This window comes from Nonomuraea coxensis DSM 45129 (assembly GCF_019397265.1).
GTDB classification, from domain to species: domain Bacteria; phylum Actinomycetota; class Actinomycetes; order Streptosporangiales; family Streptosporangiaceae; genus Nonomuraea; species Nonomuraea coxensis.
On sequence record NZ_CP068985.1, the window covers coordinates 2,065,938 to 2,089,822 of the forward strand.

Here is a 23,885-nt window from a genome sequence, read left to right on the forward strand (position 1 = left end):
AAGGGCGCGGGAGACCGACCACAAGGAGGTCCCCCGTGGAGGGTGTCCACACCGCTGAAGCCGTCATTGACAACGGCTCTTTCGGCACGCGCACGATCCGGTTCGAGACCGGTCGCCTCGCGCGGCAGGCGGCCGGGTCCGCGGTCGCCTATCTCGACAACGAGACGATGGTCCTGTCGGCCACCACGGCCTCCAAGACCCCGAAGGAACAGTTCGACTTCTTCCCGCTGACGGTCGACGTCGAGGAGCGCATGTACGCGGCGGGCCGCATCCCCGGCTCGTTCTTCCGCCGTGAGGGCCGGCCGTCCGAGGACGCCATCCTCACCTGCCGCCTGATCGACCGGCCGCTGCGCCCGTCGTTCGTCAAGGGGCTGCGCAACGAGGTGCAGGTCGTCGCCACCATCATGGCGCTGCACCCCGACCACCTCTACGACGTGGTCGCCATCAACGCCGCGTCCCTGTCCACGCAGCTCGCCGGGCTGCCGTTCTCCGGCCCGATCGGCGGCGTGCGGGTCGCGCTGATCGACGGCCAGTGGGTCGCCTTCCCGACCCACCCCGAGCTGGAGCGGGCCACGTTCGACATGGTCGTGGCCGGCCGGGTGCTGTCCGACGGCGACGTCGCGATCATGATGGTCGAGGCCGAGTCCACCAAGGACACGCTCAAGCTGGTCGCCGAGGGCGCGGTCGCGCCCACCGAGGAGGCCGTGGCGCAGGGCCTGGAGGCCGCGAAGCCGTTCATCAAGGTGCTGTGCGAGGCGCAGTCGCGCATCGCGCAGGTCGCGGCCAAGGAGACGGCCGAATACCCGGTCTTCCTCGACTACCAGGACGACACCTACGCCGCCGTCGAGGCCGCGATCAAGAACGAGCTGGCCGCCGCGCTCACCATCGCCGGCAAGCAGGAGCGCGAGAACGAGCTCGACAAGGTCAAGGCGCTGGCCGCGGAGAAGCTGCTGCCCGAGTTCGAGGGCCGCGAGAAGGAGATCGGCGCCGCCTTCCGCGCCGTGATGAAGAAGCTCATGCGCGCCCGGGTCATCAGCGAGGGCGTGCGCATCGACGGCCGCGGCACCAAGGACATCCGCGAGCTGTCCGCCGAGGTCCACGTGGTGCCGCGGGTGCACGGCTCGGCGCTGTTCGAGCGTGGCGAGACCCAGATCATGGGCATCACCACCCTCAACATGCTGCGCATGGAGCAGGTCATCGACACGCTCAACCCCGACCGCACCAAGCGCTACATGCACAACTACAACTTCCCGCCCTACTCCACCGGCGAGACCGGCCGCGTGGGCTCGCCCAAGCGGCGCGAGATCGGTCACGGCGCGCTGGCCGAGCGGGCGCTGATCCCCGTGCTGCCGACGCGCGAGGAGTTCCCCTACGCCATCCGCCAGGTCTCCGAGGCGCTCAGCTCCAACGGCTCGACCTCGATGGGCTCGGTCTGCGCCTCGACGATGTCGCTGCTGGACGCCGGCGTGCCGCTCAAGGAGATGGTCGCGGGCATCGCGATGGGCCTGATCGGCGAGGGCGACGCCTACGTCACGCTCACCGACATCCTCGGCGCCGAGGACGCCATGGGCGACATGGACTTCAAGGTCGCCGGCACCCGTGACGTCATCACCGCCCTGCAGCTCGACACCAAGCTCGACGGCATCCCCGCCTCCGTGCTGGCCGGCGCGCTCAAGCAGGCCAAGGGCGCCCGCCTGGCGATCCTCGACGTCATGCAGGAGGCCATCGACCGGCCGGCCGAGATGAACCCGACCGCGCCGCGCATCATCACGATCAAGGTCCCGGTCGACAAGATCGGCGAGGTCATCGGCCCGAAGGGCAAGATGATCAACCAGATCCAGGACGACACGGGCGCCGAGATCACCATCGAGGACGACGGCACGATCTACATCGGCGCCACCGACGGCCCGGCCGCCGAGGCGGCCCGGTCGGCGATCAACGCCATCGCCAACCCGCACATGCCGGAGGTCGGCGAGCGCTACCTCGGCACGGTCGTCAAGATCGCCGCGTTCGGCGCGTTCGTCTCGCTCATGCCCGGCAAGGACGGCCTGCTGCACGTCTCGCAGATCCGCAAGCTGCACGGCGGCAAGCGGATCGAGAACGTCGAGGACGTCATGAGCGTCGGCGAGAAGGTCCAGGTCGAGATCGCCGAGATCGACGGCCGGGGCAAGCTGTCCCTGGTGCCGGTCGAGGTCATCGAGAAGGAGGCCGCCGAGCGCGAGGCCAAGGCCGCCACGGCCGAGGGCGACGAGGGCGAGGCCCCCCAGGCCGACGCGGACGCCGGGCCCGCCGAGGACCGGTCGGAGCGCCCGCGCCGCACCCGCACCCGCGTGCGCACCCGCGGTTCGGCCAACGGCGAGGGGGACGACCGAAACTCGTGAAAACCACCACGCTGCACCCCGGCAAGGACGGAGCCGGGGAAGTCAAGCGCACCGTCCTCCCCGGTGGGCTGCGTGTGGTGACCGAGACCATGCCGACCGTGCGTAGCGTCGCGGTCGGCATGTGGGTCGGCATCGGCTCACGGGACGAGGCCCCCGAGCACATGGGGGCCACCCACTTCCTCGAACACCTGCTGTTCAAGGGCACCCCCACGCGGGACGCGATGGAGATCTCGGCCTCCGTCGAGGGCATCGGCGGCGAGATCAACGCCTTCACCGCCAAGGAATACACCTGCTACTACGCGCGGGTGCTCGACGAGGACCTGCCGATCGCGGTCGACGTCCTCGCCGACGTGGTGACCAGCTCGCTGGTGGCCGAGGACGACGTGGAGTCCGAGCGCGGCGTGATCCTGGAGGAGATCGCCATGCACGACGACGACCCGTCGGACGTCGTGCACGAGCAGTTCGCCGCCGCGCTCTACGGCGACTCGCCGATCGGCCGGCCCATCCTCGGCACGGTCGAGTCGATCAACGCGCTCGGGCGCGAGCGCATCGCCGAGTACTACCACCGCTACTACCGGCCGCGCCGCACGGTCGTCTCCGTGGCCGGCAACATCCGGCACGAGGACGTCGTCGAGCTGGTCGCGCGGGCGTACGAGCGGGCCGGCGCGCTGAGCGGCCCCGCCGAGTACGAGCCGCCGCGCACCAGCGGCCCCGGCGCGGACCCGCGCTCCGGCGTCCGGGTGCTCGACCGGCCCACCGAGCAGGCCAACCTGGTGCTCGGCACCACCGGCCTGGCCCGCACCGACGACCGCCGCTTCGCGCTGGGCGTGCTCAACGCGGCGCTCGGCGGCGGCATGTCGTCGCGGCTGTTCCAGGAGATCAGGGAGAAGCGCGGCCTCGCGTACTCCGCCTACAGCTACACCTCCGGCTACGCGGACACCGGGCAGTTCGGCATCTACGTCGGCTGCCTGCCGACGAAGATCGACGACGTGCTCAAGATCTGCCGGGACGAGGTGGCCCGGGTGGTCGCCGAGGGGCTGAGCGAGGAGGAGATCGGGCGCGGCAAGGGCCAGATGCGCGGCGGCCTGGTGCTCGGGCTTGAGGACACCGGCTCGCGCATGTCCAGGATCGGCAAGAACGAGCTCGTCTACGAGGAGCTCATGTCGGTGGACGAGGTGCTGGCCCGCATCGAGGCGGTCACCTCGGAGGAGATCGACGCGATCGCCCGTGACGTGCTCAACCGGCCGCTCACGCTCGCCGTGATCGGCCCGTACGGCGACAAGGACTTCACCGACGCCATCCGCTGAACGGCGGCGCACGGCCCTCGCGCCCGGCGCGGGGGCCGTTCGCGTGCCTTGGGATAGGGTTGCCCTGTGATCAGGGTAGGTGTGCTGGGCGCGCTCGGGCGCGTGGGCGTCGAGGTGTGCAAGGCGGTCGAGGCGGCCCCCGACATGGAGCTGGTGGCCGCGCTCGACAAGGACGACCCCGTCGAAGGGCTCACGGGCGCGGAGGTGGTGGTCGACTTCACCCATCCCGACGTCGTCATGGGCAACCTCGAATGGGCGATCTCCCACGGCATCCATCCGGTGGTGGGCACGACGGGCTTCGACGAGGGGCGGCTGGCGACCGTACGCGCCTGGCTGGGCGAGAACCCCGGCACCAACTGCCTGATCGCCCCCAACTTCGGCATCGCCGCCGTGCTCATGATGCACTTCGCCCAGCAGGCGGCCCGCTACTTCGAGTCGGTCGAGATCGTCGAGCTGCACCACCCCAACAAGGCCGACGCCCCGTCCGGCACCGCCCGCCGCACGGCTGAGCTGGTGTCCGAGGCCCGGGCCAAGGCCGGGGCGGGCGCGATGCCCGACGCGACCAGCACGGCACTCGACGGCGCCCGCGGGGCCGACGTCGGCGGCGTGCGCGTCCACGCGGTGCGCCTGGCCGGCCTCATCGCCCACCAGGAGGTCCTGCTGGGCGGCGACGGCGAGATCCTCACGATCCGCCACGACACGATGAGCCGCTCGGCGTTCACGCCGGGCGTCCTGCTCGGCGTCCGCCGGGTGCGTGAGCTCCCCGGCCTCACCATCGGCCTGGAGCCTCTGCTCGACCTGTGACCCGCACGGCCGCACGACGTGCCCACCAGTTGATGGGCCGGTGGGCACGCCGTGAGGAGAGGGTCCCGGCTCCGCACAGCCGGGCCTACGATCATCCACACTAATAACGGCGGGCGCGATCGGCCCGAAGGATGAGATCGTGTCGTCATGGTGCGATGGGCTGATCCGGAGGAGCTCCCCGGTCTGGTGCCGGTCGAGCTGGCCGCCGACCGTCTCTTCGAGCAGGTCGGCATCACGTTCCCGCCGGGCACGACGATGATCGAGGAGGCCGGCGATCCCGGGCTGGTCCTGGTCGAGGGCGTGCCGCCGGCCGGTTTCGCGCTGATGGGCCACGTGGACGGGCACCTTCATCTCGACCAGCTCGCGGTGCATCCGGAGAGCATGCGCCGCGGCATCGGCGGGCGGCTCGTGACGGCCGTCCTCGACCACGCCCGCGCGATCGGCGTCCCGCGCGTGACGCTGACCACCTATCGGGACGTCCCGTGGAACGCCCCCTGGTACGCCCGCCACGGCTTCGCCGTCCTCCCCGGGGAGGAGTGGGGGCCGGAGCTGCGCGCGCTGGTGGAGCACGAGCGCGCGCTGGGCCTGGAGGTCGCGCCCCGCGTCGTGATGGCCGCCGCCACCCGCTGAGCGGCGCCTCAGGGCCGGTGGGCGTCGAACCAGCCGACGGCGTGGTCCACGGCCGCGCGCAGGGAGAACAGCCGCGCCTCCGCCGCCCCCACCCGCCCCCGCCGCACCGCTCCCGTCCGCTCGAACGCGGCCCCCAGCGCGGCGAAGTCGCCCGAGTCCAGCTCGACGTCCTCGAACTCGGCCCACCGCCGCCCGTCCCCGTCGTCCACGACCGCCCGGTACGTGCGCCGCGGAGGCCGCCCGGGGCGGCGGTACTCCGCCAGGTGGAAGGCGGTGCAGCGGTCGTAGCCGACGCCGAGCAGCAGCACGTGGGCGTCGGCGTCGTACAGGCGGGCGAGGGGGGAGCGCTCGCCGAGCAGGCAGTCCCGCGCGTGCCCGTCGGTGATCTCCGCGGCCCTGGGCCCGACGGCGGCGATCGAGGTGTGCGGGTGCGCGCTGCGCCGTGCCCCCGGCAGGGTGCGTACGTGTTCGGCGATCACCCCCATGCCCTGGGACGGCGTGGTGGCGGGGTCGAAGACCGGCATGCGCGCGCGGTAGGCGGCGACCTCCTCGGGCGTCATCCCGGCGACCGCCGCGCGGTACAGGGGCGAGGTGTCGGAGTTCCCGGCGGTGCCGGCGGGGACGGCGAGCGTGCCGCCGTCGCCGAGCAGCCCGCGCAGGGCCGCCACCACGGTGGCGGCTCCGCCTTCGGTCGGGCCGACGCGGCGCAGCGAGGAGTGGAGCATCACGACCTGCCCGAAAACCACCCCAAGAGCTGAAAAATCATGACTTAGGGCGTTGAAGGCATGCATCGGGTACTGAAGGCTCTTAGTAGTCACAAGATAATCCGATCGCGCTCAGAGGGTGCTGCTCTGGATGTTCGGTCATTCTTGGTCGTTCTGTTGATCATGAAGGGATAAATACCATGCGTACGCCGGTATAGTGACTGACCAGAAGGGGTGCCTGATGGGTGCGGGGGGACGTTGTCCCCTATACTGCAACGAGTCGCGGCTGGTAAACACCTGGTAAGCAGTCCTATCCCCCAAGTAAGAGGCGGCTTGTGTCATGCTCGACCGCTCGTGACCGAAAGGTCGGGTTCGAAAAGGCAGGGGGCGTGGACGAGAGGGTTAGACGTGCGCGACTTAAAGCACTAAAAGTGCCGATAAGGGTCGGAATCGCCCCTATTTGGATAGGTTCGGCCATTTCGACAGTCGGCATGCGCACGCTGGGCGTCGCCTACCCGCTTCTCGCCCTGACACAGACGTCCTCACCCGCCGCCGCGGGCTGGGCCGGGTTCGCGCTCACCATTCCCATCCTGCTCTTCTACGTGCCCGGCGGCTTTCTCGTCGACCGGATCTCACCTCGCCGGGTGATCCTCTGTGTCGAGGCCGGCCGGCTGCTCAGCGTGGCCTCCGTGCTGCTCGCCATGATGGCCGGCGGTCCGACGCTCGTGCATCTCCTGCTGGCGGCGGCGGCCGAGGGCGGCCTCTGGGTGCTCTATACCCTGGCGGAGTCGGCCCTGCTGCCCGCGATGGTGAAACCGGCCAGGATGCACACCGCGCTCGCCAAGAGCGAGGCCGCCAGCCACTTCGCCTCACTGGCCGGCCGGCCGCTCGGCGGCTACCTCTTCGGGGTGGGGCGGATCGTGCCGTTCGTGGTGAACTCGATCCTCTTCACGTTCTCCTTCGCGCTGTTCTTCACCTGGGGGCGCGACCTGGGCAGGCGCCCCAACCGGCCGTCCGGGTGGAGAGACCTCGCCGAGGGCTTCCGGGTGCTCACGAAACTGCCTTTCCTCGGCGGTTCGATAGCGGTGACGACCTTCACCAACCTCATGGTCAACACCCTGATCATGATCTACGTCGCGGGGTCCGAGGGCATGTCCTCGCTCAAGGTCGGGATCGTGCTCTCGGCCGGCGGAGTGGGAGGCGTGCTGGGGTCCGTCCTGTCGCTCGTGCTGCCGCCGGTGCGTAACGTGCTGCGACTGCATCTGTGGATCTGGGTGTTCGCGCTCGTCCTGGCGGCGTTCGGCACGTACGTGGGCCTGCCGTCGTACTTCTTCGCCTTCGCCCTGGTCGCCACCGGCATCGGCGGCGCGCTGAGCAACGTGGCGATCAGGTCGGTGGAGGTCCACAAGGTGGATCCGGCCACGCTGGCGCGCGTGGTCGGGGTGTCGCGCCTGTCCTCGCGCGGCGCGTTCTGCTTCGCCGCGCCCCTGGGCGGCTTCATGGTGACGTGGGGCGACGTGCAGGGCGGATCGGCGGTGCTGTGCCTGCTCATGGTGGCCGTGGCGCTGGTGAGCACCTGGCGGCCGATCCGCGTGCGGCTGACACCGCTGCTACCGCCCGACCTGCCGCGGCCCGAACTGCCCAGACTGCCGAAGATGCTCGGGGCGCTGCGCCTGTCCCAGGATCTCGTGCCCTCTCCCGGTGCCGACCGGTGAGGGCAGCGATTCGTCAGGAAAGCTGCGGCACGGGATTCTCGCGGGCCAGTGAGTTGTCGAAGGCCGCGACGTCCTCCGTCTCGTGCAGGCAGGACCTCATCGCCGCCCGGAGGGCCGCGCTGTCCACCGACTGGATGTCCGCCAAGGAAAGAGCGCTGACGTCGATCAACACGCCCTGCTTCTGGTGCCTGTCGCGCATGCGCACTCCATCCGTTTCGGTCGCCCGCAGGTGAGCCGATGTGCGAGCGTGTTGTTAATTGTTCCTATTAAGGATTCTGTGGCAGCACAAGGAGCTAATCAACCTCTAGTATGGGGTTCTACGGTTGCCTCACCTCTTCGGATATGAAGCGGAGGACCGACGTGCCGGAGAATTTCCTGCCGCCGCAGAGCTCACAGGTCTGGGAGCGCGTGCCCAATCGCAATCCGAACTTCACCGGCCGCAAGGACCTCCTCACGGTGCTGAGAAAAGGCATCAACACCGTCACCGCGGTCGTCGCGCAGCCGCGGGCGCTCCAGGGACTCGGCGGCGTCGGCAAGACGCAGCTCGCCATCGAGTACGCCTGGCAATATCGTGCCCACTACGACCTCGTCCTGTGGGTCTCGGCCGACCAGCCCCTGCTGGTGCCCTCGACGCTGGCCGACATGGCGCCGAAGCTGGGCCTGCCGCCCGCGAGCAGCACCGGCGTGGAGAAAACGGCCCAGGAGGTCATCCGGACGCTGGAGAGCGGGTCTCCCTACCGCGGCTGGCTGGTGATCTTCGACAACGCCGAGGAGCCCGAATACATCAAGGAGTTCATCCCGAGAGGCCCCGGCCACGTCATCATCACCTCACGCAACTCACGCTGGAGCGACCACGAGCCCACCATCCAGGTGGACGTGTTCCGCCGTGAGGAGAGCGTGGCCTTCCTGCGCAGACGCCTGAGCGAGACCATCAGCATCGAGGAAGCCGACCGCATCGCCGAGCAGCTCGGCGACCTGCCGATCGCGCTGGAGCAGGCCGCGGCCCTGCTGGTGCGCACCCTGATGCCGGTCGAGGACTACCTGGAGCTGCTGCAGGAGCAGACCAGCAGACTGCTGGAGCTGGAGAAGTCACCCACCTACCCGACGTCCATGACCGCCGCCTGGCGGTTGTCGGTCGATCAGCTCCAGAAGACCCTTCCCGCCGCCGTCGAGGTGCTGCGCTGCTGCGCGTTCTTCGGCCCCGAGCCCATCCCGCGCGACGTCTTCCGCCGGGGCAACCGCGCGGTCGGCCCGCGGCTCGGGCCCATCCTCTCCGACCCGATCACGCTCACCAACGCGCTCAGCCAGCTCGAGCGACTGGCCCTGGTCAAGGTCGAGCCGTCCGTCCGCACTCTCCAGGTCCACCGGCTCAACCAGGCCCTGCTGCGCGACGAGACCCCGGAGAAGGACCGCGCCGAGCTGCGCCACGAGGTCCACCTGCTGCTGTCGGGCACCGCTCCCGCCGACCCCGAAGACACGGTCAACTGGCCCCGCTACGAGGAGCTGGCCGCCCACCTGGAGCCGTCCGGGCTGATCGACTGCACGGTGCCCGCCGTCCGCAGGTTCGCCCTCGACCTGGTGCGCTACCTCTACGTACGCGGCAGCTACCGCCAGGCGCAGTCCTTGCTCAACGAGTACATCGCGAAGTGGACCGACGTCGACGGCCCCGACCACAAGGACGTGCTGGTCGCCCGCGTCCACCTGGCCAACGTCTACCTGCAGCTCGCCCAGTACGCGAGGGCCGCCGAGCTGGTGTCGGAGACCTTCTCCCGGATGGTGGACATCCTCGGCCCCGACGAGCCCGAGACGCTGTGGGCCAAGACCGGCTACGCCGGCGCGCTGCGTGGCCGGGGCGAGTTCTCCCAGGCCCAGAAGCTGGACGCGGAGGCGGCCGAGACCTATGAACGCCTTTACGGCGACACCAACCCGCAGACCCTGCGGGCTCGCCACAGCCTGGCTCATGACTACACCCTGACCAGCGACTACGACCGCGCCAGCCAGTTGCTGCAGGACGTCTACCTCAAGCAGAGCAGCATGGAGGGCATCGGCCGCCGGGTGCTGCTGCTCACCTGGACCAACCTCAGCCGCGCCGTCCGCTTGGGCGGCCAATTCGAGGTGGCGGCCGACCTCGCCGAGGAGGCGTACTCGTACGGCGTGGCCAGCCTGGGCGAGGACCACCCGAGTACGCTGCTCGCGGCCAAGGACTACGCGATCTGCCTCCGGCGCGTCGGCCGGCTGCCCGAGGCCCTGCAGGTCATGCGGGACACCTACATCCGCTCACGCCGCCTGTTCGGCGACAAGCACGCCAACACGCTGGCCGCCTCCGTCGGCCTGGCCAACGTGCTGCGCGCCGTGGGCGAGCTGGACGAGGCCCTGGAGTTCACGGAGCGGGCGCTGCGGCTCTACCCGGGCGCCTTCGGCGAGGACCATCCGTTCACCCATGCGGCTCACATCGACCACGCCCTGCTCCTGCGCCTCAAGGGCGACCCCGGGGCCGCCCTCGCCCTCGACCAGCAGGCGCTGGCCGGTCTCACCCGGCGGGTCGGCCGCGACCACGACTACACCGTGAGCTGCGCCATCAACCTGCAGAACGACCTCGCCGCACTCGGCAGGCACGAGGACGCCCGTGCCGTGGGCGAGGAGAACCTGCAGGTCGTCCAGGCCGGCTTCTCCGCCGAGCACTACCTCAGCCTGATCTGCGCCGCCAACCTCTGCCTCGACCTGGAGGCGACCGGCGCGAGCGAGGAGTCCAAGCAACTGCTCGCCGAGACCACGCAGCGCTTCGAGCTGTCGATGGGGCGCGAGCATCCTGACGCGCTCGGCCTGCTCGCGGGCGAGCGGCTCAACTGCGACTTCGACCCGCCACCCATCTGATCCTGGTCAGCGGACGGGGCCGTGCGAGCGCCGGTGCTCCTCGGCCAGCCGCTTGGCGCGCGCCGCCGCGGCCGCGCTCACCGGCTCGCCGTGCAGGGGCGCGAGCGTGTCGCGCAGCGTGCCGACGAACCGCCGCCCCTCCTCGGTCAGCCCACCGCTGTCCAGCAGCGTCCCGGTGACCTGGTAGGACGCCGTACGCCAGCGCGCGAACTCCACCTCGGCCCGCCCTCCGTGCTCGGGGTCGCCGAGGTGCCGCTGCCAGAAGGCGGCCACCGCGGCGTGTGCGTACGCGCCGTGCAGCAGGCCCTCCAGCGGCCGCGGGTCGGGTCGCCAGGGGGCGTAGAAGCGGCGCCCGTCGTCCGGCAGGGTGAGCGTGACGAGGTCGGTCAGCGCGTACAGCTTGAGATGCTGCAGCTCGTGGGTCAGGGTGAGCGCCATGCCGATCCCGTTCACGGGGTCGGACAGGGCGACGGCCCCGAACAGGTTGCGCGCGGAGGCGCTGCGCTGCTCCAGCGCCGTGCCGTGGACCGGGGTGAGCACCGAGACCATGGCGGCGACCTCCTCGGCCACGATCGCGTGCCGTGCCCGCAGGATCTCCCACGCCTGGCCGAGGCAGGCGCTCCACCGCCGCCGCCACGCGGGCGTCAGCCGGCCCGCCACGTCGCCGCCCAGCCACCGGTAGGGGTCGAGGTCGTCGACGGTCATCTCGGTGTCCGGGCCGAAGGGCAACCGGTGCAGAGTCTGCCATCCCCGCCCGTCCCGCCCGGGACGCACCAGCACCCTGCCGCGCCCGGCGCGCACCTCCACCCTGCCGTCCATCGCCCTGCCGTCCACCGGTTCCACGGTCACGGCCACGCGGTCCCGGCTGCCCGACGGCAAACCGGGCGGCAGGGTCAGCAGGCCGAGCGAGGGCAGCATGAGCCGCCCACCGGACACGGGCGCCTCCAGCCGGCACGCCGCCCCGGCCCGTACGGCGGCCGCCAGCGCGATCCCCGCCAGCAGCCCCGGATCTGCCTGGCCCCGGCAGGCGCGCAGCGCCCACGCGCCCACCGCCGGGTGCCGCAGGCAGCGGCTCACCTCCTCGGGCGCGTCCGCCTCCAGCGAGGCCAGCGCCTCGTACGCGCGGGCCGCGGTGCCGGACTCCTCGGCGGCCAGGCGTACCAGCAGGAGGTGCTTGCTCGTCTGGGCCGCGCACAGCTCCGCCAGGGCCGCCGCGCCGCCGCCGCCCGCGGCGAGCGCGGCGAACGCGGCGTCGGACAGCTCGTGGACGGCGAGCCTCATCGCCCTCCTCTCAGCCGGGCCAGGTCACCGCCGCAGCGCGCCGCGATGTGACTGATCAGCCGGTACAGGTCGGGGCAGTAGACCGATGGCTCGGCGAAACCGGTCGCCGGGCTGTAGCGGTGGACGTACTGGCCGCCGCCGCAGACCGAGACGAGGTCGCAGCGGCGGCAGGTGGACGACAGCGCCAGCTCGCCGATCTGCCGGGCGGCGATGGCCGGGTGCAGCAGGGCGGCGTCCAGGGGGTCGCGCAGCACGTGCAGCGGCGTCCTGGCCGCGCCGTGGAAGGCGCTCTTGAGGTTGTCGGACTGCTCGATGCCGCCGTCGGTCTCGATGACGATCATGCGCACCGGGGACAGGCCGACGTTCTCGGCCCGCGAGGGGCTGCCCATCAGCAGCCGCATGATCTCCCTGAACAGGCGGACGTCGGTCTGCAGCACCGGGCTGTCGTACCAGCGGTCGAAGATCTGGATCAGCCAGTCGGCGTACGGCGTGCCGGGGGAGTCCGGCTCGCGGAACGGCGGCGGCTCGGCCCAGTTGCCGTGCGGCAGCAGGAAGTCGACCGCGGGCGGGTCGAACTCCAGCAGCGCCTCGTAGGTGCGGATCGGGTCGTTGCGCACGTCGATGGTGCAGAGGAGGCCGCTGAACAGGTGATGGTAGGGCCCCTCGCTGAGCCGCCGCAGCGACTCGCTGACCAGGGCGTGGCTGCCGCGCCCGTCGAGGAAGAGGCGGCGGCGGTCGTGGCCCTCCGCGTCGCCGTCGAGGCTGACGCCGATCCGGATCTCCAGCGACTCGAACAGACGCAGGTAGTCGTCGTGCAGCCGCACGCCGTTCGTCTGGATGTGGGCGTTGACCCGGGTGCCCGTGGCCACCGCGCCGCGCACTCCCCGGACGATGCGGGCGATGAGGTCGGGGCCGGCCAGCAGCGGCTCGCCGCCGTGCAGGATGACGTCGATCTCGCCGAGATCGTGGGCGGCGGCGTGCTCGGCGATGCGCTGGATCGCGCGGTCGGCGATGGCGTCGGACATCCTGCGCGGCTGCTCGCGCCAGCTCTGGTCGGCCATCTCGTAGACGTAGCAGTGGCGGCAGGCCAGGTCGCAGCGGCTGTGGACCTTGAGGATGAACTGCTGGAAGGCGAGCGGCTGCCAGCCCCCCGCCAATAACGCGTCGACGTCGAGGAGATCCGGGAACCCCGTGGTGTGCGAGAGTTCCGGCTCAGGGCTGAGTGACAACGGCTACCTCTTAGCGTCGTGAAGCACCCCGCTCCATCTTTACCCACTTTGCGGCCCAGTCAAGATTCACGACGTCAAGAAAAGAATGCTCCCGGGTTATGACGCAATTCCTCGAAAAGTCGATAAATATCGTGGATTTCCGGGGCGGGAGTGTGTTCACCGCATCCGGGGACGCACCCGCGGCGGCTCCTCGAAACGCGGCCGCTGCGGCGCCTCGCCGGTCACCTTCCGCACGATGCCCGCCGCCACCTGCTGGACCTTGACGTTCCGGTCCTGCGAGACGTGCCGCAGCACCTCGAACGCCTGCCGCGAGGTGCAGCGGCGCTGCGCCATCACGATGCCGAGCGCCTGGTCGATCACCGCCCGCGTGTCGAGCGCCTCCTTGAGCTGCGCGGCCACCTCCTTCAGCCGGGCCGCGCCCAGAGCGGTACGGAACAGCACCCCGATGTGCCCGGCCGTCACCCGCGCCGTCACCCGCGTGGCCTCCGCGAAACCGCCGCGCTCGCCCGAGTACAGCGTCAGGACGCCCAGCAGCAGCCCCTCCGACTTCAGCGGCTCCGCGTGCAGGCTCCGCAGCCCGGCCTCGGCGGTGAAACGCGACCAGCGGGGGTCGGCGGCCAGGTCGGCGCAGGTGACGGGCTCGCCGGTGTCGAGCGCGTCGATGCAGGGCCCCTGACCGGTGACCGACTGCAGCTCGTCGAGCAGCTCGGCCCGCGCATCGGAGCAGGCGACGGTACGCAGCCCGCCCTCGGCACGCAGCGCGATGCTCATCATGGGGGCATCCGGCATGGCGCGCGTGGCGATGGAGACGCAGTCCCCGAGCGCCCGTTCGAACTCCTCGATGTCCATGGGGACACTAGGCCGGTTCAACGAAGATCCCTCGCCTCGGTTGTCCGGACCGTCCGCAACGATACGACTGCCCTGCGGCGCGAGCCTTACGCCACCTTTCAGCGTGCCCTGGAGGCCAGATAGGCGTCCACTTCGGCGAGGTAGGCGTCCTTCACGGGGCGGGGGAGCCAGGTCACCTCGAACGCGTTGCGCTCCAGCCCTGCCAGCTCCTCCTCGCTGAGCTGCAGCGCCTCCTGGAGGGCGACCAGGTTCTCCTGGACGTAGCCGTCGAAGTACGCGGGATCGTCGGAGTTGATCGTCACCCGCACGCCCAGGTCCATCAGCTTGCGGATCCCCTCGGCCTTCATCGAGTCGGTGACGAAGCCGTTGGAGATCGGGCAGCAGGTGAGCCCCATGCCCCGCGCCAGCACCAGCTCCACCAGCCGCTGGTCCTCCAGGATGTTGACGCCGTGGTCGATCCGGTCGACGCCGATGTCCTCGATCGCCTGGCGGATGTGTTCGGCCGCGTCGTCCTGGTCGACGTCGCAGTGCATGGTCAGCAGGTAGCCCTCCTCGCGGGCGCGGGCGTACACCTCGGCGAACTTCGCCGGCGGGTTGCCCTTCTCGTCGGAGTCCAGGCCGACGCCCGCGATCCACTCCTTGTACGGCAGCGACTCCAGCAGCGTCGCCATCGCGTACTCGGCCTGGAAGTCGCGCAGGAAGCACATGATGAGCTGCGCCCGCACCCCGAGCCGCGCCTCGGCGTCCATCAGCGCCCGCCGCAGCCCCCGGATCACCACGTCGAACGGCACCCCGCGCCCGGTGTGCGCCTGCGGGTCGAAGAAGATCTCCGCGTAGCGGACGTTCTGCTCGGCCGCCTTGCGGAGGTAGGCCATGGCCAGGTCGTAGAAGTCGGGCTCGGTGCGCAGCACCCGCATGCTCTCGTAGTAGACCGTGAGGAAGGACGGCAGGCTGTCGAACGAGTAGGCCGCGCGCATCTCCTCGGCCGAGGCGTAGGGCAGGTCGATCCCGTTGCGGGCGGCCAGCTCGAACTTGAGCTCCGGCTCCAGCGTTCCCTCGATGTGCAGGTGCAGCTCGCACTTGGGCAGTCCGGCGATGAAGTCCTTCATCTGCCCAGACTAGAACGCCGGCCTCAGAAGACGAGGGCGAGACCCACCGCGAACAGCAACCCGTACGCCAGTTGCAGCTTGCCCGTCTGCTGCAGCACCGCGATCAGCCCCGGCCCGACGGCCCTGCCCAGCACGGCCCGGATCGGCGGCACCGCGAGCGGCGCGGCCAGCAGCACCAGCGCCGCCCACGGCGTGATCGGCACCATCGCCAGCGCCACCACGAACGGCACCACCTGGCAGGCCACGTAAAGGGCCCGGGTGCGCCCCGGCCCGAGCACGACCGCGAGCGTACGCTTGCCCGACTCCCCGTCGGTGCCCACGTCGCGCAGGTTGTTGACGACGAGCATCGAACACGACAGCAGGCCCACCGGGATCGAGGCGAACAGCGCCGCCCAGCTCAGCGACCCGGTCTGCACGTACGTCGTGCCCACCACCGGCACCACGCCGAAGAAGAGGAACACGGCCGGCTCGCCCAGCGCGCGATAGCCGTACGGGCGTTCGCCGCCGGTGTAGAACCACGCGGCGGCGATGCAGGCCGCGCCCACCAGCAGGATCCACCAGGCCCGCGTGACCACGACCAGCGCCAGCCCCAGCACCGCGGCGACGGCGAAGCAGCCCAGCGCGGCCGTCAGCACCTGGCGCGGCGTGGCCGCGCGCGAGCCCACCAGCCGCATCGGGCCGACCCGCTGGTCGTCGGTGCCGCGGACGCCGTCGCTGTAGTCGTTGGCGTAGTTGACCCCGATCTGCAGGGCGAGCGCCACGAACAGCGCCAGGACGGCGCGCCACCACACGAAGCCGCCCTCGCCGATCGCCACGCCCGTGCCCACCATGACGGGGACGACGGCGTTGGGGAGCGTGCGCGGCCGGGCGCCGGCGATCCACTGGCCGGGTGTTGCCATGTCGTGTGCCTAGTCCTTCGCCTAACTGATGTCCGTGGTCAGCCTCACCATACGGATGGGACGGCCCATGTCGAGAACGCGCTCGGCCATGTCCTCGCCCCACCCGGCAGACTCCAGGAAGCCGAGCACCGCGTAGTTGTCGGCGAACACCCAGGTGACGATCTGACGGAAGCCGTCGTCGCGCAGGTAGTCGACGGTGGCGTTGAGCAGCCGGCTGCCGTGCCCGCGGCGGACGAAGTCGGGGTCGACCAGCAGCGTCAGCATCTCGGCCACGACGCTGGGATCGAGGTCGGGATCCTCGGCGGGGGCGTGCGAGGCCAGGCCGACCACGCGCTCGCCGCCGCGCGGCGTGACGAGCGCGGCGCTGCCGCCCGCGCCCAGCGCGGGGAAGCCCTCGGTGTCGAGGATGGTCTCCACCGCCACCAGCACCCGGTGCATGGGGCTGGGCGGGGCGACGATCGCCTCGTCCCACTGGCGCAGCCACATCTTCTCGGCCGCGGGGCCGGTCATCTGCTCAAGCGGCCCTTCCGGGAGGAAGTCCCGGTAGCCGTAGCGCCAGGCGCGGATCTGACAATTCGCAACCTGGAGCACATCCTCGCGCCGGGCCGCCCGGACGCCTACGTCTGCCATCTCGGCCCGCTCCTTCGCCTGCCGTTCATGCCACAAGGCACGAGTTACACCGTATCGGTGTTTGAGGCTTGGAGACGACGCGAACCCCGCTTCCTCGCCCGGTAAGCCCGTGTCTTGGTGCGGTTGCCGCATACCCTCATGGAACACCACGAGCGGGAACGGTTCCTCGACGAGTCGATGAACGCCCGCTGGCACGTCCCCTCCGCGCACACCTTCAGCCGGTCCCACGCGGCGCCGAGCGTCGCGGCCGCGATCGCGGCCAGCCCGCCCGTGACGCCCGCCCCGGCCGGCACCAGCTCCGGCTCACCGCCCGCCCCGACCCAGACCCGCAGCGGAAGGCCGGGCAAGGTGGCCGGCTCGCGCCGCAGCGCCGCCCGCAAGCCCTCGCGGAGGGCGTGCGCGGTGTGCAGGTCGTCGTCGGTGGCGCGCTCGCGCGGGCCGGTCAGGCCGCGCTCGCGCAGCCAGACGGTCAGCTCGGCGGGGGAGGAGAGCTCGTCGGTGTCGGAGGCGACGTCGTAGGTGTTCACGAAGTCTCGGACGAGCTCCGCGGGGGACGACATGTCCCCACTCTAGCGGGCGATCATGAACGTCATGATCGCGGCTGCGGGCGGGGCGGACTTTCCGGGATCACGTGGCCGGGTGGGGATGGTTGCGGGATCACGTGGCCGGGTGGGGAGTGGTTGCGGGATCACGTGGCTGGGTTGGGGGTGGTTGCGGGATCACGTGGCCGGGCGGGGTGGGCCCGGGATCACGGGGCCGGGCGGGCGAGGTCCTGGAACGCCCGGCCCAGGCGGCGTACGCCCTCGTCCAGCTCGGCCAGGTGAGCGGCGGCCGCGTGCGTCACCCTGAGCCGCGGCCCCGGCGGCTCCGACGGGTAGTACATCCGCCCCGGGCTCACCAGCACACCGTGCCGCCGCGCGGCCTCCACCAGGGCGTCCTCATCCAGACCCACGGGCAGGCGCAGCCACAGGTGCATGCCGCCCGCGGGCAACAGATGCAGCTCCACCTCCTCCGGCAGGCGGGCGGCGAGCGCGGCGGCGAGGGCATCCCTGCGGACGCGCAGCTCGGCGTGCACGGCCGCCAGATGGCGCCGCCAGGCCGGGGACCCCACCAGCTCCAGCGCCGCCTCCTGCAGCGGCCGGGCCACGAAGAACGACTCCACGAGCTGCCCGGCCCGCAACCGGTGCGCGGCCGGCCCGCGCGCGATCACCGCGGCCACCCGCATGCTGGGGGAGAGGATCTTCGTCAGGGACCGTACGTGGACCACCGTCCCGTGCTCGTCCATCGCGGCCAGCGTGGGCGGGGGCTGCTCGGCGAGATAGTGGGCGTAGTCGTCCTCGATCACGAACGCGCCCGCCGCCCGCGCCACCTCCAGCACCTGCCGGCGTCGCTCGGGAGGAAGGGTGGCGCCGGTCGGGTTGTGCAGGGTGGGCTGGCAGAAGAAGACACGGGCGCCGGTCACCGCGAACGCCTCCGCCAGCAGCTCAGGACGGACCCCGGACCCGTCCACGGGCACCGCCGTCGCCCGCAGCCCGGCCGCCTTCGCCGCGGCCAGCGCCCCCGGATACGTCGGCGTCTCCACCAGGACCGGCGTCCCCGGAGCCGCCAGCGCACGGAAGGCGTGGGTGAGCGCGGCCTGGCCGCCGCTGACGACCAGCGCGTCCGCCGCGGTCACGTCGCCGCCCGTCTGGTCGGCGAACCAGCGTCGCAGCTCGGCGAGGCCGGCGAGCGGCGGCTTGGCCCAGGCGTCCGGGCGGCGTACGGCCCGCGTGGCGGCCGCCGCGAGCTGCCGGTCGGGGCGCAGACCGGGCGGCAGGTAGCCGCCGGTCAGCGGGACCACGCCCTCAGGGGCCTCGGCCAGCAGCGCGGCGACCGGACCCGCGTCCACGACGCGGTCGCCGAGCGCGACCGTCTGCCAGGACAGGTCCGCCGACTCCCGGCCGGCGTCCGTTCTCTGCGGGTGGGTGACGAAGGCTCCGCTGCCCGGCCTGGTGACCACCCGGCCCTCGGCGGCGAGCTGGCCGATCGCGCGGGAGACGGTGACGGGGGAGACGTTGTGGGTGCGCATGATCTCCCGGCTGGAGGGGAGACGGGCGCCGGGGCCGAGGCGGGCGGCCTCTTCGCGCAGTATCGCGGCTATGTGGGCGATACTGCTATCGTTGGACATGAAAGATGATGATAGCGCTACTGTTGGGGATGGAGTAGCGGTCCCCTCCGGTCCGTCCGCCGCATGGGGTGCCTCCGGCGGGTTAGGCGTGGAGGCATCGGCGACGTCCCCTGTGTCCGCTGGGTCCCCTGTGTCTGGGTCCCCTGTGTCTGGGTCCCCTGTGTCCGCTGGGTCCGCTGGGGGAGTCCCGTCTGACGCCTCTGCCGCTTCTGCCGGCGCCGTTTCGGGCGGCTCTCGCGTCCCGTCCTGGGCCACCTGGAGGTCCGGCCTTTGGGGGTCCGGCGTGCGCGGGGCGAGTGCTCGGGGGGCGCGTACTCCTGCGAGTGACGCTCGGCGCCCCGATGCTCAGGGTCCCGCCGCTCGGGAGCTCGCTGGTCAGGACCTCGATGCTCGAAACCCTGCCGCTCGGGACCTTGCCGTTCGGCGGGCCCGTACCGGTGGGACATTTCTCGCCTTTCTCGGCGTGCTCGCCTTCTCCGGCTCCTTCCCCGGCACCGTCTTCGCCATGGAGGGCTTCAACCCGTGGCTGGTGGCGATCGGCCGGGCCGCCGTAGCCGGGCTGCTCGCCGTCGTCTGCTTGCGAGCGGCCCGCCGCCCCCTTCTCCCGCCGCGCCACCTCTGGGGGCCGTACGCGCTGATCTCCCTCGGCGTCGTCTTCGGCTTCCCCGTCTTCAGCGGCCTGGCCCTGGCCCTGGGCTCCAGCACGTCCCACGCCGCCGTGATCACCGCGCTCCTCCCGGCCGCCACCGCCGCCTGCGCAGTGGTGCGCGCCGGTGAGCGTCCGCGTCCGCTGTTCTGGGCGGCCTGCCTGGCGGGCGCCGCCGCCGTCACCGCCTTCACGCTTCTCCAGCAGGGACGTACGGCAGCCGCGACCTGGCCCGACCTGCTCCTCCTCGCCGCGCTGGGCTCCGCCGCGATCGGCTACACCGAGGGCGGCCGGCTGGCCCGCGACACCCCCGGCTGGCAGGTGATCTCCCACGCCCTCGTCCTGTCCCTGCCCGTCACCGCCCCCGTCACGGCCGCCCTGACCGTGCTCACGCCCGTCACCGTCACCCCCGGGGCGCTCGCCGGTTTCGCCTACGTCGCGGTCGTCTCCATGTTCCTGGGCTTCTTCCCCTGGTATGCCGGCCTCGCCAAGGGCGGCATCGCCCGTGCCGGCCAGACCCAGCTCACCCAGCCGCTCCTCACCCTGCTCTGGGCGTGGTTCCTCATGGGCGAACGGTTCGGCCCGGTCACGGTGGCCGCCGCGCTCGCCGTACTCGTCTGTGTCGCCATCACCCAGCGCGCCCGTACTTGAAAGCCATGACGCCGCCGCGCAGGATTGGAGGAGGAGGTGTCACAAACTATGGCGGACCTCACGATCCCGGAGGGCGGCTTCTGGCCCGCGCCGGAAATCCCGCAGCCCAACATCTATCCCATGGAGTGGCGCGTCGAGACGGAGAAGCTCGCCGCCATCTACGAGAAGTCCAAGCGCATGGTCTGGAACCCTGCCGACCTGCCCTGGGACGCGCTCAAGCCCGAGGACTTCACCCGTGAGCAGCGCCTCGGGATCATGTACTGGTTCGCCGTCCTGGCCAACTTCGACGCCTCGGGGCCCGCCGTCTTCGCCCGCGCCACCATCAGCGCCTTCGAGAAGCACGAGGAAGACCCCGTCAGGAAGTGCTTCTTCTCGATCACCCGCGACGAGATGAACCACGAGGAGTGCTGCCAGCGCTCCATCGCCAAACTCTGGCCCGGCGGCCCTCTCGACTGGACCCCGACCGACGACCTGGAACACGCCGCCCACAACAACATCGGCTGGCTCTACCACAACGGCGGCCGCTACTGGAACGGCTACAACTCGGCCGTCGGCAAGTATTCGCTGCCGGTCCTGTTCACCAGCTTCATGATGGGCGAGATGGCCGCCTCGACGCTGTTCAGAGGCATGTCGTCGGGTACGCGCCATCCGGTCTTCGGCGAGATGTTCCAGCGCATCGGACGCGACGAGTCCCGCCATCTCCAGATCTGCATGACGATCCTGGAGAACGAATGGCCCGGCCTGACCGACGACACCCGTGGCCTCATCACGCGCCAGCTCCGGGCGGGCTTCGTCTTCCTCAGCATGATCCTCTGGGAGCCGCCCGGGGGCTTCTGGGAGCTGCCGCCGTACTTCCTGCACAACCACCGCGTCCTCATGGACTACGCGAGGGAGGCGGGGCTGGGGGTGCTGTCGTACGAGGAGCAGGCGGAGAACTGGCGCGTCGCCATGGCCCGCGTCCGCGCCATCGTCGAACGGTGGGGCATCGCCTTCCCCGCCATCCCCGAACTGGACCTGGAGGGCGTGGAGGTCGACTTCCTCGACCCGGAGGACATCATCCCGGTCTTCTGACCGGTGCGGTCCCGTACGGTGTTGCCCATGTGGCCTCGATCCGACGGGCTCCGGACGCTCGAACTCGGCACTCCGGGCGAACTCCGTACCCGGCTCACCAACCTGGTCCTCGCCGGGCAGAAGACCGCGACGGCCGGCCTCCTCGCCCTGGACTACGAAGCCGAGGGCGAGGAGGTCGAGCACGTCGGCGAACACCTGATCCTGCTGAACGACGCCGGCGACCGGGCGGCCGAACTGGAGATCGCCCGAGTCGACCTCGTACTGTTCGCCAACGTCCCATGGGACTTCGCCCAGGCGGAAGGCGAGGGCTACACCTCGATCGAGAACTGGCGCGAGGTTCACCGCGACTACTGGTCGTCCCAGGGCTTCGACATCGACGACACCACGATCATCGTCTGCCTACGCTTCCACCTCATCGACACCCCATAGGGGGAAGCATCCCGACGAAGCGAGCGCGCCACTCCACGATTCGCCGACGCCACGACGCCACGACGCCACGACGCCACGACGCCACGACGCCACGACGCCACGACGCCGATGCTGCCGCGCTGTCTCCGATTCCAGCGCCGACTCCAGCGCCTGCGACTGTCTTGGACCTCAATCCCAACAAACCCTCCACCCCCTCACCTCGTCCCTCGAACCCACCCCTCTCCAGGCGGCACCCCCACGCTGCCGAAACAGCACCCCCGCCCTGCACCAGCGCAACCGACCGGCGACAAGCGAAACCCGGACGAGAAGAGCCCGAAGCACCGGAGCCCTGTCCGCGGCTCCTCACTCCTGATGGACGTCCGTAGCCAGACTGTCAGGCCAGGACCGACGGGCTACTCAACCGCCCCCGACGAGCAGCGCTCCACCCGGGCACCCCACACCAGCGCCGCACCCCAGCGCCGTTGCCTTGGACCGACGAACAACACCGCTACCAGAACGCGGGCCAGTGCTCCGGCCTTCAGGCCGGGGGTGGAGGCCCGCGCGGGAGTGCCCGCTAGGGCGCGAGCGTGCCTTGACCCGCCTGGTATTGCTGCTCGGCCCACCACGCGTAGGAGACGAGCACAGCGCGGGGCTCACCGTGACGTTCCACGATGGTCGGCTCGCCGGTGAAGTGGGCGACGTCGACGCGGCGGCCGAGGTTGTCTCGGAGTTCTCGAACGCTCATACGCTCAGTCATGGCACCCATGGTACTTTCGGTACCGTGCAGCTTCGGTACTCCTTCCGCCTCTCCCCGACCCCTGGCCAGCGTCAAGCGCTGGCCCAGGCGTTCGGGTGCGCGCGAGTGGTGTTCAACGACGCGCTGCGCGCACGGCAGGACGCCTATGCGGCCGGGCTGCCGTACATCTCCGATGGGGACCTGTCCAAGCAGGTCATCACCGCCGCCAGGCAAACGCCTGAGCGCGCCTGGCTGGGCGAGGTGTCGGCTGTGGTGTTGCAGCAGGCCCTGGCCGATCTGAACACCGCCTACCGCAACTTCTTCGCCTCCCTGTCCGGTAAGCGGAAGGGGCCCCGCACGGCCCCGCCCCGGTACCGATCCAAGAAGGACAACCGGCAGGCGATCCGGTTCACCAAGAACGCCCGGTTCTCCATCACGGCAGGCGGGAGACTTCGCCTGCCGAAGATCGGTGACGTTGCGGTTCGCTGGTCCCGTAGCCTGCCTGCCGAACCCTCATCGGTCACGGTGGTCAAAGACGCGGCTGGGCGGTACTTCGCCTCGTTCGTGGTGAAGGTCGCCGGACAACCCCTCCCGCAGGCACAGACCGAGATCGGCATCGACCTTGGGCTGGGCCATTTCGCGGTGCTGTCGAACGGCCGGAAGATCGGCTCTCCGCGTTTTCTGCGGCGTGCGGAGAAGAAGCTCAAGAGGCTTCAGCGGGCGTTGTCCCGCAAGGAGAAGGGTTCGAACAACCGGGCCAAGGCCCGCCATGCCGTGGCCCGCCAGCATGCGAAGGTCGCCGACGCGCGTCGCGAGTTCCACCACCAGGAATCCACAAGGATCATCCGTGACAACCAAACGGTGATCGTGGAAGACCTGGCGGTCAACGGGCTCGCGCGTACCCGGCTGGCCAAGAGCGTGCATGACGCGGGCTGGTCTGCGTTCGTGGCCATGCTGGAGTACAAAGCCGCGCTGTACGGGCGCACCTTCCACCAGATCAACCGGTGGTTCCCCTCCTCCAGGATGTGCTCGACGTGCGGCGCGCTCGCCGAGTCCATGCCGCTGAACGTCCGGTCGTGGGTTTGCCCGTGCGGGGCGGCCCACGACCGGGACGTGAACGCCGCGATCAACATCCTCGCCGCCGGACGAGCGGAGAGGCTAAACGCCTGTGGAGACCTGGTAAGACCACCGCTCGCGGTGGCACAGGTCAGCGAAGCAGGAAGCTACAGAGGTGCTGCGTGACTGCGCGGCACGGGCTGAATCCCCGACCTTCAGGCCGGGGAGCGCGTCAATCAACCGGCCACTTCTCCCGAGCCGAGACATAGGTCCCGCGATGCGGCACCGTGATCACCCAGCCACGCTCCCGCAGACGTGCCACAGCCTTCCGCGCGGTGACCTTGGCAACCCCGTGCCGTCGCATCAACGACTCTTCACTCGGAATCGCCCCATGTGGCCGCAGTTCACCCCGCCGAATCCGCCGCGCGATCTCGTCCGCGATCCGCACGTAGATAGCCCTCGACCGCTTCCGCAGCGGCACTCCAGGAGGCCCCACGAACGTGCCTTCCCCCTGAACGGTATGCACCAGCCGGCGCCTGCGAAGCTCCCGCGCCACGTTGCGCGCCGTGGTCCGCGCGATCTCGAACTCCTCCTCCATGGCGGCCTCGCTCGGCACGGCGTCACCAGGCGTCAGCTCCCCGCTGGCGATCCGCTCCTCGATGATCTCGGCGACCTGGATGTAGAGCGGGACAGGCCCGTCACGGTCGAGCATGTTCCCAGCGTAGACGTACCGATACA

Annotated in this window: 22 protein-coding genes; 10 read left to right on the forward strand and 12 right to left on the reverse strand. The window is 70.7% G+C overall.

Features of this window, described 5'->3' with window-relative positions; all coding sequences use genetic code 11:
• Positions 1–35 precede the first annotated feature (35 nt).
• The 4 genes from Nocox_RS10000 (at position 36) to Nocox_RS10015 (ending at position 5,122) form a co-directional block, all read left to right on the forward strand.
• Positions 36–2,381: a polyribonucleotide nucleotidyltransferase gene (locus tag Nocox_RS10000; RefSeq protein ID WP_020545761.1), complete on the forward strand. Its 2,346-nt coding sequence runs from the start codon at positions 36–38 to the stop codon at positions 2,379–2,381.
• Positions 2,378–3,688 carry a M16 family metallopeptidase gene (locus tag Nocox_RS10005; RefSeq protein ID WP_020545760.1) on the forward strand — a complete coding sequence of 437 codons (1,311 nt, stop codon included), beginning with the start codon at positions 2,378–2,380 and terminating at the stop codon, positions 3,686–3,688. The genes Nocox_RS10000 and Nocox_RS10005 overlap by 4 nt, the downstream gene beginning before the upstream one ends.
• A 66-nt stretch (positions 3,689–3,754) precedes the next feature.
• A complete protein-coding gene (dapB, locus tag Nocox_RS10010; protein WP_026214881.1) occupies positions 3,755–4,492 on the forward strand; it encodes a 4-hydroxy-tetrahydrodipicolinate reductase in 738 nt (245 codons plus the stop codon).
• Positions 4,493–4,639: 147 nt separating this feature from the next.
• Positions 4,640–5,122 (forward strand): GNAT family N-acetyltransferase, encoded by a 483-nt coding sequence (locus tag Nocox_RS10015; protein WP_020545758.1) that lies wholly within the window; start codon positions 4,640–4,642, stop codon positions 5,120–5,122.
• 8 nt (positions 5,123–5,130) lie between these two features.
• Here Nocox_RS10015 and Nocox_RS10020 read toward each other — a convergent pair whose 3' ends face one another.
• Positions 5,131–5,868 carry an AAC(3) family N-acetyltransferase gene (locus Nocox_RS10020; protein ID WP_020545757.1) on the reverse strand — a complete coding sequence of 246 codons (738 nt, stop codon included), beginning with the start codon at positions 5,866–5,868 and terminating at the stop codon, positions 5,131–5,133.
• Positions 5,869–6,317: 449 nt separating this feature from the next.
• Between Nocox_RS10020 and Nocox_RS10025 the strand changes: the two genes are divergently transcribed.
• On the forward strand, positions 6,318–7,541 hold the full coding sequence (locus Nocox_RS10025; protein ID WP_020545756.1) for an MFS transporter: 1,224 nt from the start codon (positions 6,318–6,320) through the stop codon (positions 7,539–7,541).
• Positions 7,542–7,554: 13 nt separating this feature from the next.
• Here the strand turns inward: Nocox_RS10025 and fxsA are convergent, their stop codons facing one another.
• Positions 7,555–7,740: an FxSxx-COOH cyclophane-containing RiPP peptide gene (gene fxsA / locus Nocox_RS10030; protein ID WP_020545755.1), complete on the reverse strand. Its 186-nt coding sequence runs from the start codon at positions 7,738–7,740 to the stop codon at positions 7,555–7,557.
• 161 nt (positions 7,741–7,901) lie between these two features.
• Between fxsA and fxsT the strand changes: the two genes are divergently transcribed.
• Positions 7,902–10,415 (forward strand): FxSxx-COOH system tetratricopeptide repeat protein, encoded by a 2,514-nt coding sequence (gene fxsT / locus Nocox_RS10035; protein WP_169577072.1) that lies wholly within the window; start codon positions 7,902–7,904, stop codon positions 10,413–10,415.
• A gap of 6 nt (positions 10,416–10,421) precedes the next feature.
• Here fxsT and Nocox_RS10040 read toward each other — a convergent pair whose 3' ends face one another.
• The 8 genes from Nocox_RS10040 to Nocox_RS10075 form a co-directional block, all read right to left on the reverse strand.
• Complete coding sequence (locus Nocox_RS10040; protein ID WP_020545753.1) at positions 10,422–11,696, reverse strand: aKG-HExxH-type peptide beta-hydroxylase; 1,275 nt, start codon at positions 11,694–11,696, stop codon at positions 10,422–10,424.
• Positions 11,693–12,925, reverse strand: coding sequence for an FxsB family cyclophane-forming radical SAM/SPASM peptide maturase (locus tag Nocox_RS10045; protein WP_157383318.1), 1,233 nt, complete (start codon positions 12,923–12,925; stop codon positions 11,693–11,695). Before Nocox_RS10045 ends, Nocox_RS10040 begins: the two co-directional genes overlap by 4 nt.
• A 156-nt stretch (positions 12,926–13,081) precedes the next feature.
• Positions 13,082–13,774 carry a GAF and ANTAR domain-containing protein gene (locus Nocox_RS10050; RefSeq protein ID WP_020545751.1) on the reverse strand — a complete coding sequence of 231 codons (693 nt, stop codon included), beginning with the start codon at positions 13,772–13,774 and terminating at the stop codon, positions 13,082–13,084.
• Positions 13,775–13,872: 98 nt separating this feature from the next.
• Positions 13,873–14,883, reverse strand: coding sequence for an adenosine deaminase (locus Nocox_RS10055; RefSeq protein ID WP_020545750.1), 1,011 nt, complete (start codon positions 14,881–14,883; stop codon positions 13,873–13,875).
• Between the two features lie 23 nt (positions 14,884–14,906).
• Positions 14,907–15,782, reverse strand: a complete 876-nt coding sequence (locus Nocox_RS10060; RefSeq protein WP_020545749.1) for a 1,4-dihydroxy-2-naphthoate polyprenyltransferase — start codon at positions 15,780–15,782, stop codon at positions 14,907–14,909.
• A 21-nt stretch (positions 15,783–15,803) separates the two neighbouring features.
• Positions 15,804–16,412, reverse strand: coding sequence for a GNAT family N-acetyltransferase (locus Nocox_RS10065; protein WP_026214878.1), 609 nt, complete (start codon positions 16,410–16,412; stop codon positions 15,804–15,806).
• Positions 16,413–16,456: 44 nt separating this feature from the next.
• Positions 16,457–16,972, reverse strand: a complete 516-nt coding sequence (locus tag Nocox_RS10070; RefSeq protein WP_020545747.1) for a CGNR zinc finger domain-containing protein — start codon at positions 16,970–16,972, stop codon at positions 16,457–16,459.
• A gap of 188 nt (positions 16,973–17,160) precedes the next feature.
• On the reverse strand, positions 17,161–18,579 hold the full coding sequence (locus Nocox_RS10075) for an aminotransferase-like domain-containing protein (protein WP_026214877.1): 1,419 nt from the start codon (positions 18,577–18,579) through the stop codon (positions 17,161–17,163).
• Between the two features lie 463 nt (positions 18,580–19,042).
• Between Nocox_RS10075 and Nocox_RS42915 the strand changes: the two genes are divergently transcribed.
• Genes Nocox_RS42915 through Nocox_RS10090 form a run of 3 tightly spaced genes read left to right on the forward strand, consistent with a single transcriptional unit; the run spans position 19,043 to position 21,376 of the window.
• Positions 19,043–19,876 carry a DMT family transporter gene (locus tag Nocox_RS42915; RefSeq protein ID WP_020545745.1) on the forward strand — a complete coding sequence of 278 codons (834 nt, stop codon included), beginning with the start codon at positions 19,043–19,045 and terminating at the stop codon, positions 19,874–19,876.
• Positions 19,877–19,924: 48 nt separating this feature from the next.
• Positions 19,925–20,947 (forward strand): hypothetical protein, encoded by a 1,023-nt coding sequence (locus Nocox_RS10085; protein WP_020545744.1) that lies wholly within the window; start codon positions 19,925–19,927, stop codon positions 20,945–20,947.
• A gap of 27 nt (positions 20,948–20,974) precedes the next feature.
• Positions 20,975–21,376 carry an ASCH domain-containing protein gene (locus Nocox_RS10090; RefSeq protein ID WP_020545743.1) on the forward strand — a complete coding sequence of 134 codons (402 nt, stop codon included), beginning with the start codon at positions 20,975–20,977 and terminating at the stop codon, positions 21,374–21,376.
• A gap of 553 nt (positions 21,377–21,929) precedes the next feature.
• On the opposite strand, the gene Nocox_RS10095 is transcribed toward Nocox_RS10090, so the two are convergent.
• Positions 21,930–22,112 (reverse strand): type II toxin-antitoxin system Phd/YefM family antitoxin, encoded by a 183-nt coding sequence (locus Nocox_RS10095; protein ID WP_157383317.1) that lies wholly within the window; start codon positions 22,110–22,112, stop codon positions 21,930–21,932.
• Between the two features lie 24 nt (positions 22,113–22,136).
• On the opposite strand from Nocox_RS10095, the gene Nocox_RS10100 reads away from it, so the two are divergent.
• The gene (locus Nocox_RS10100; RefSeq protein WP_026214876.1) at positions 22,137–23,333 is read left to right on the forward strand and encodes an RNA-guided endonuclease InsQ/TnpB family protein; all 1,197 of its coding nucleotides are present in this window, start codon (positions 22,137–22,139) and stop codon (positions 23,331–23,333) included.
• A gap of 46 nt (positions 23,334–23,379) precedes the next feature.
• Here Nocox_RS10100 and Nocox_RS10105 read toward each other — a convergent pair whose 3' ends face one another.
• Positions 23,380–23,859 (reverse strand): GntR family transcriptional regulator, encoded by a 480-nt coding sequence (locus Nocox_RS10105; protein ID WP_033410505.1) that lies wholly within the window; start codon positions 23,857–23,859, stop codon positions 23,380–23,382.
• Between the last annotated feature and the right edge of the window lie 26 nt (positions 23,860–23,885).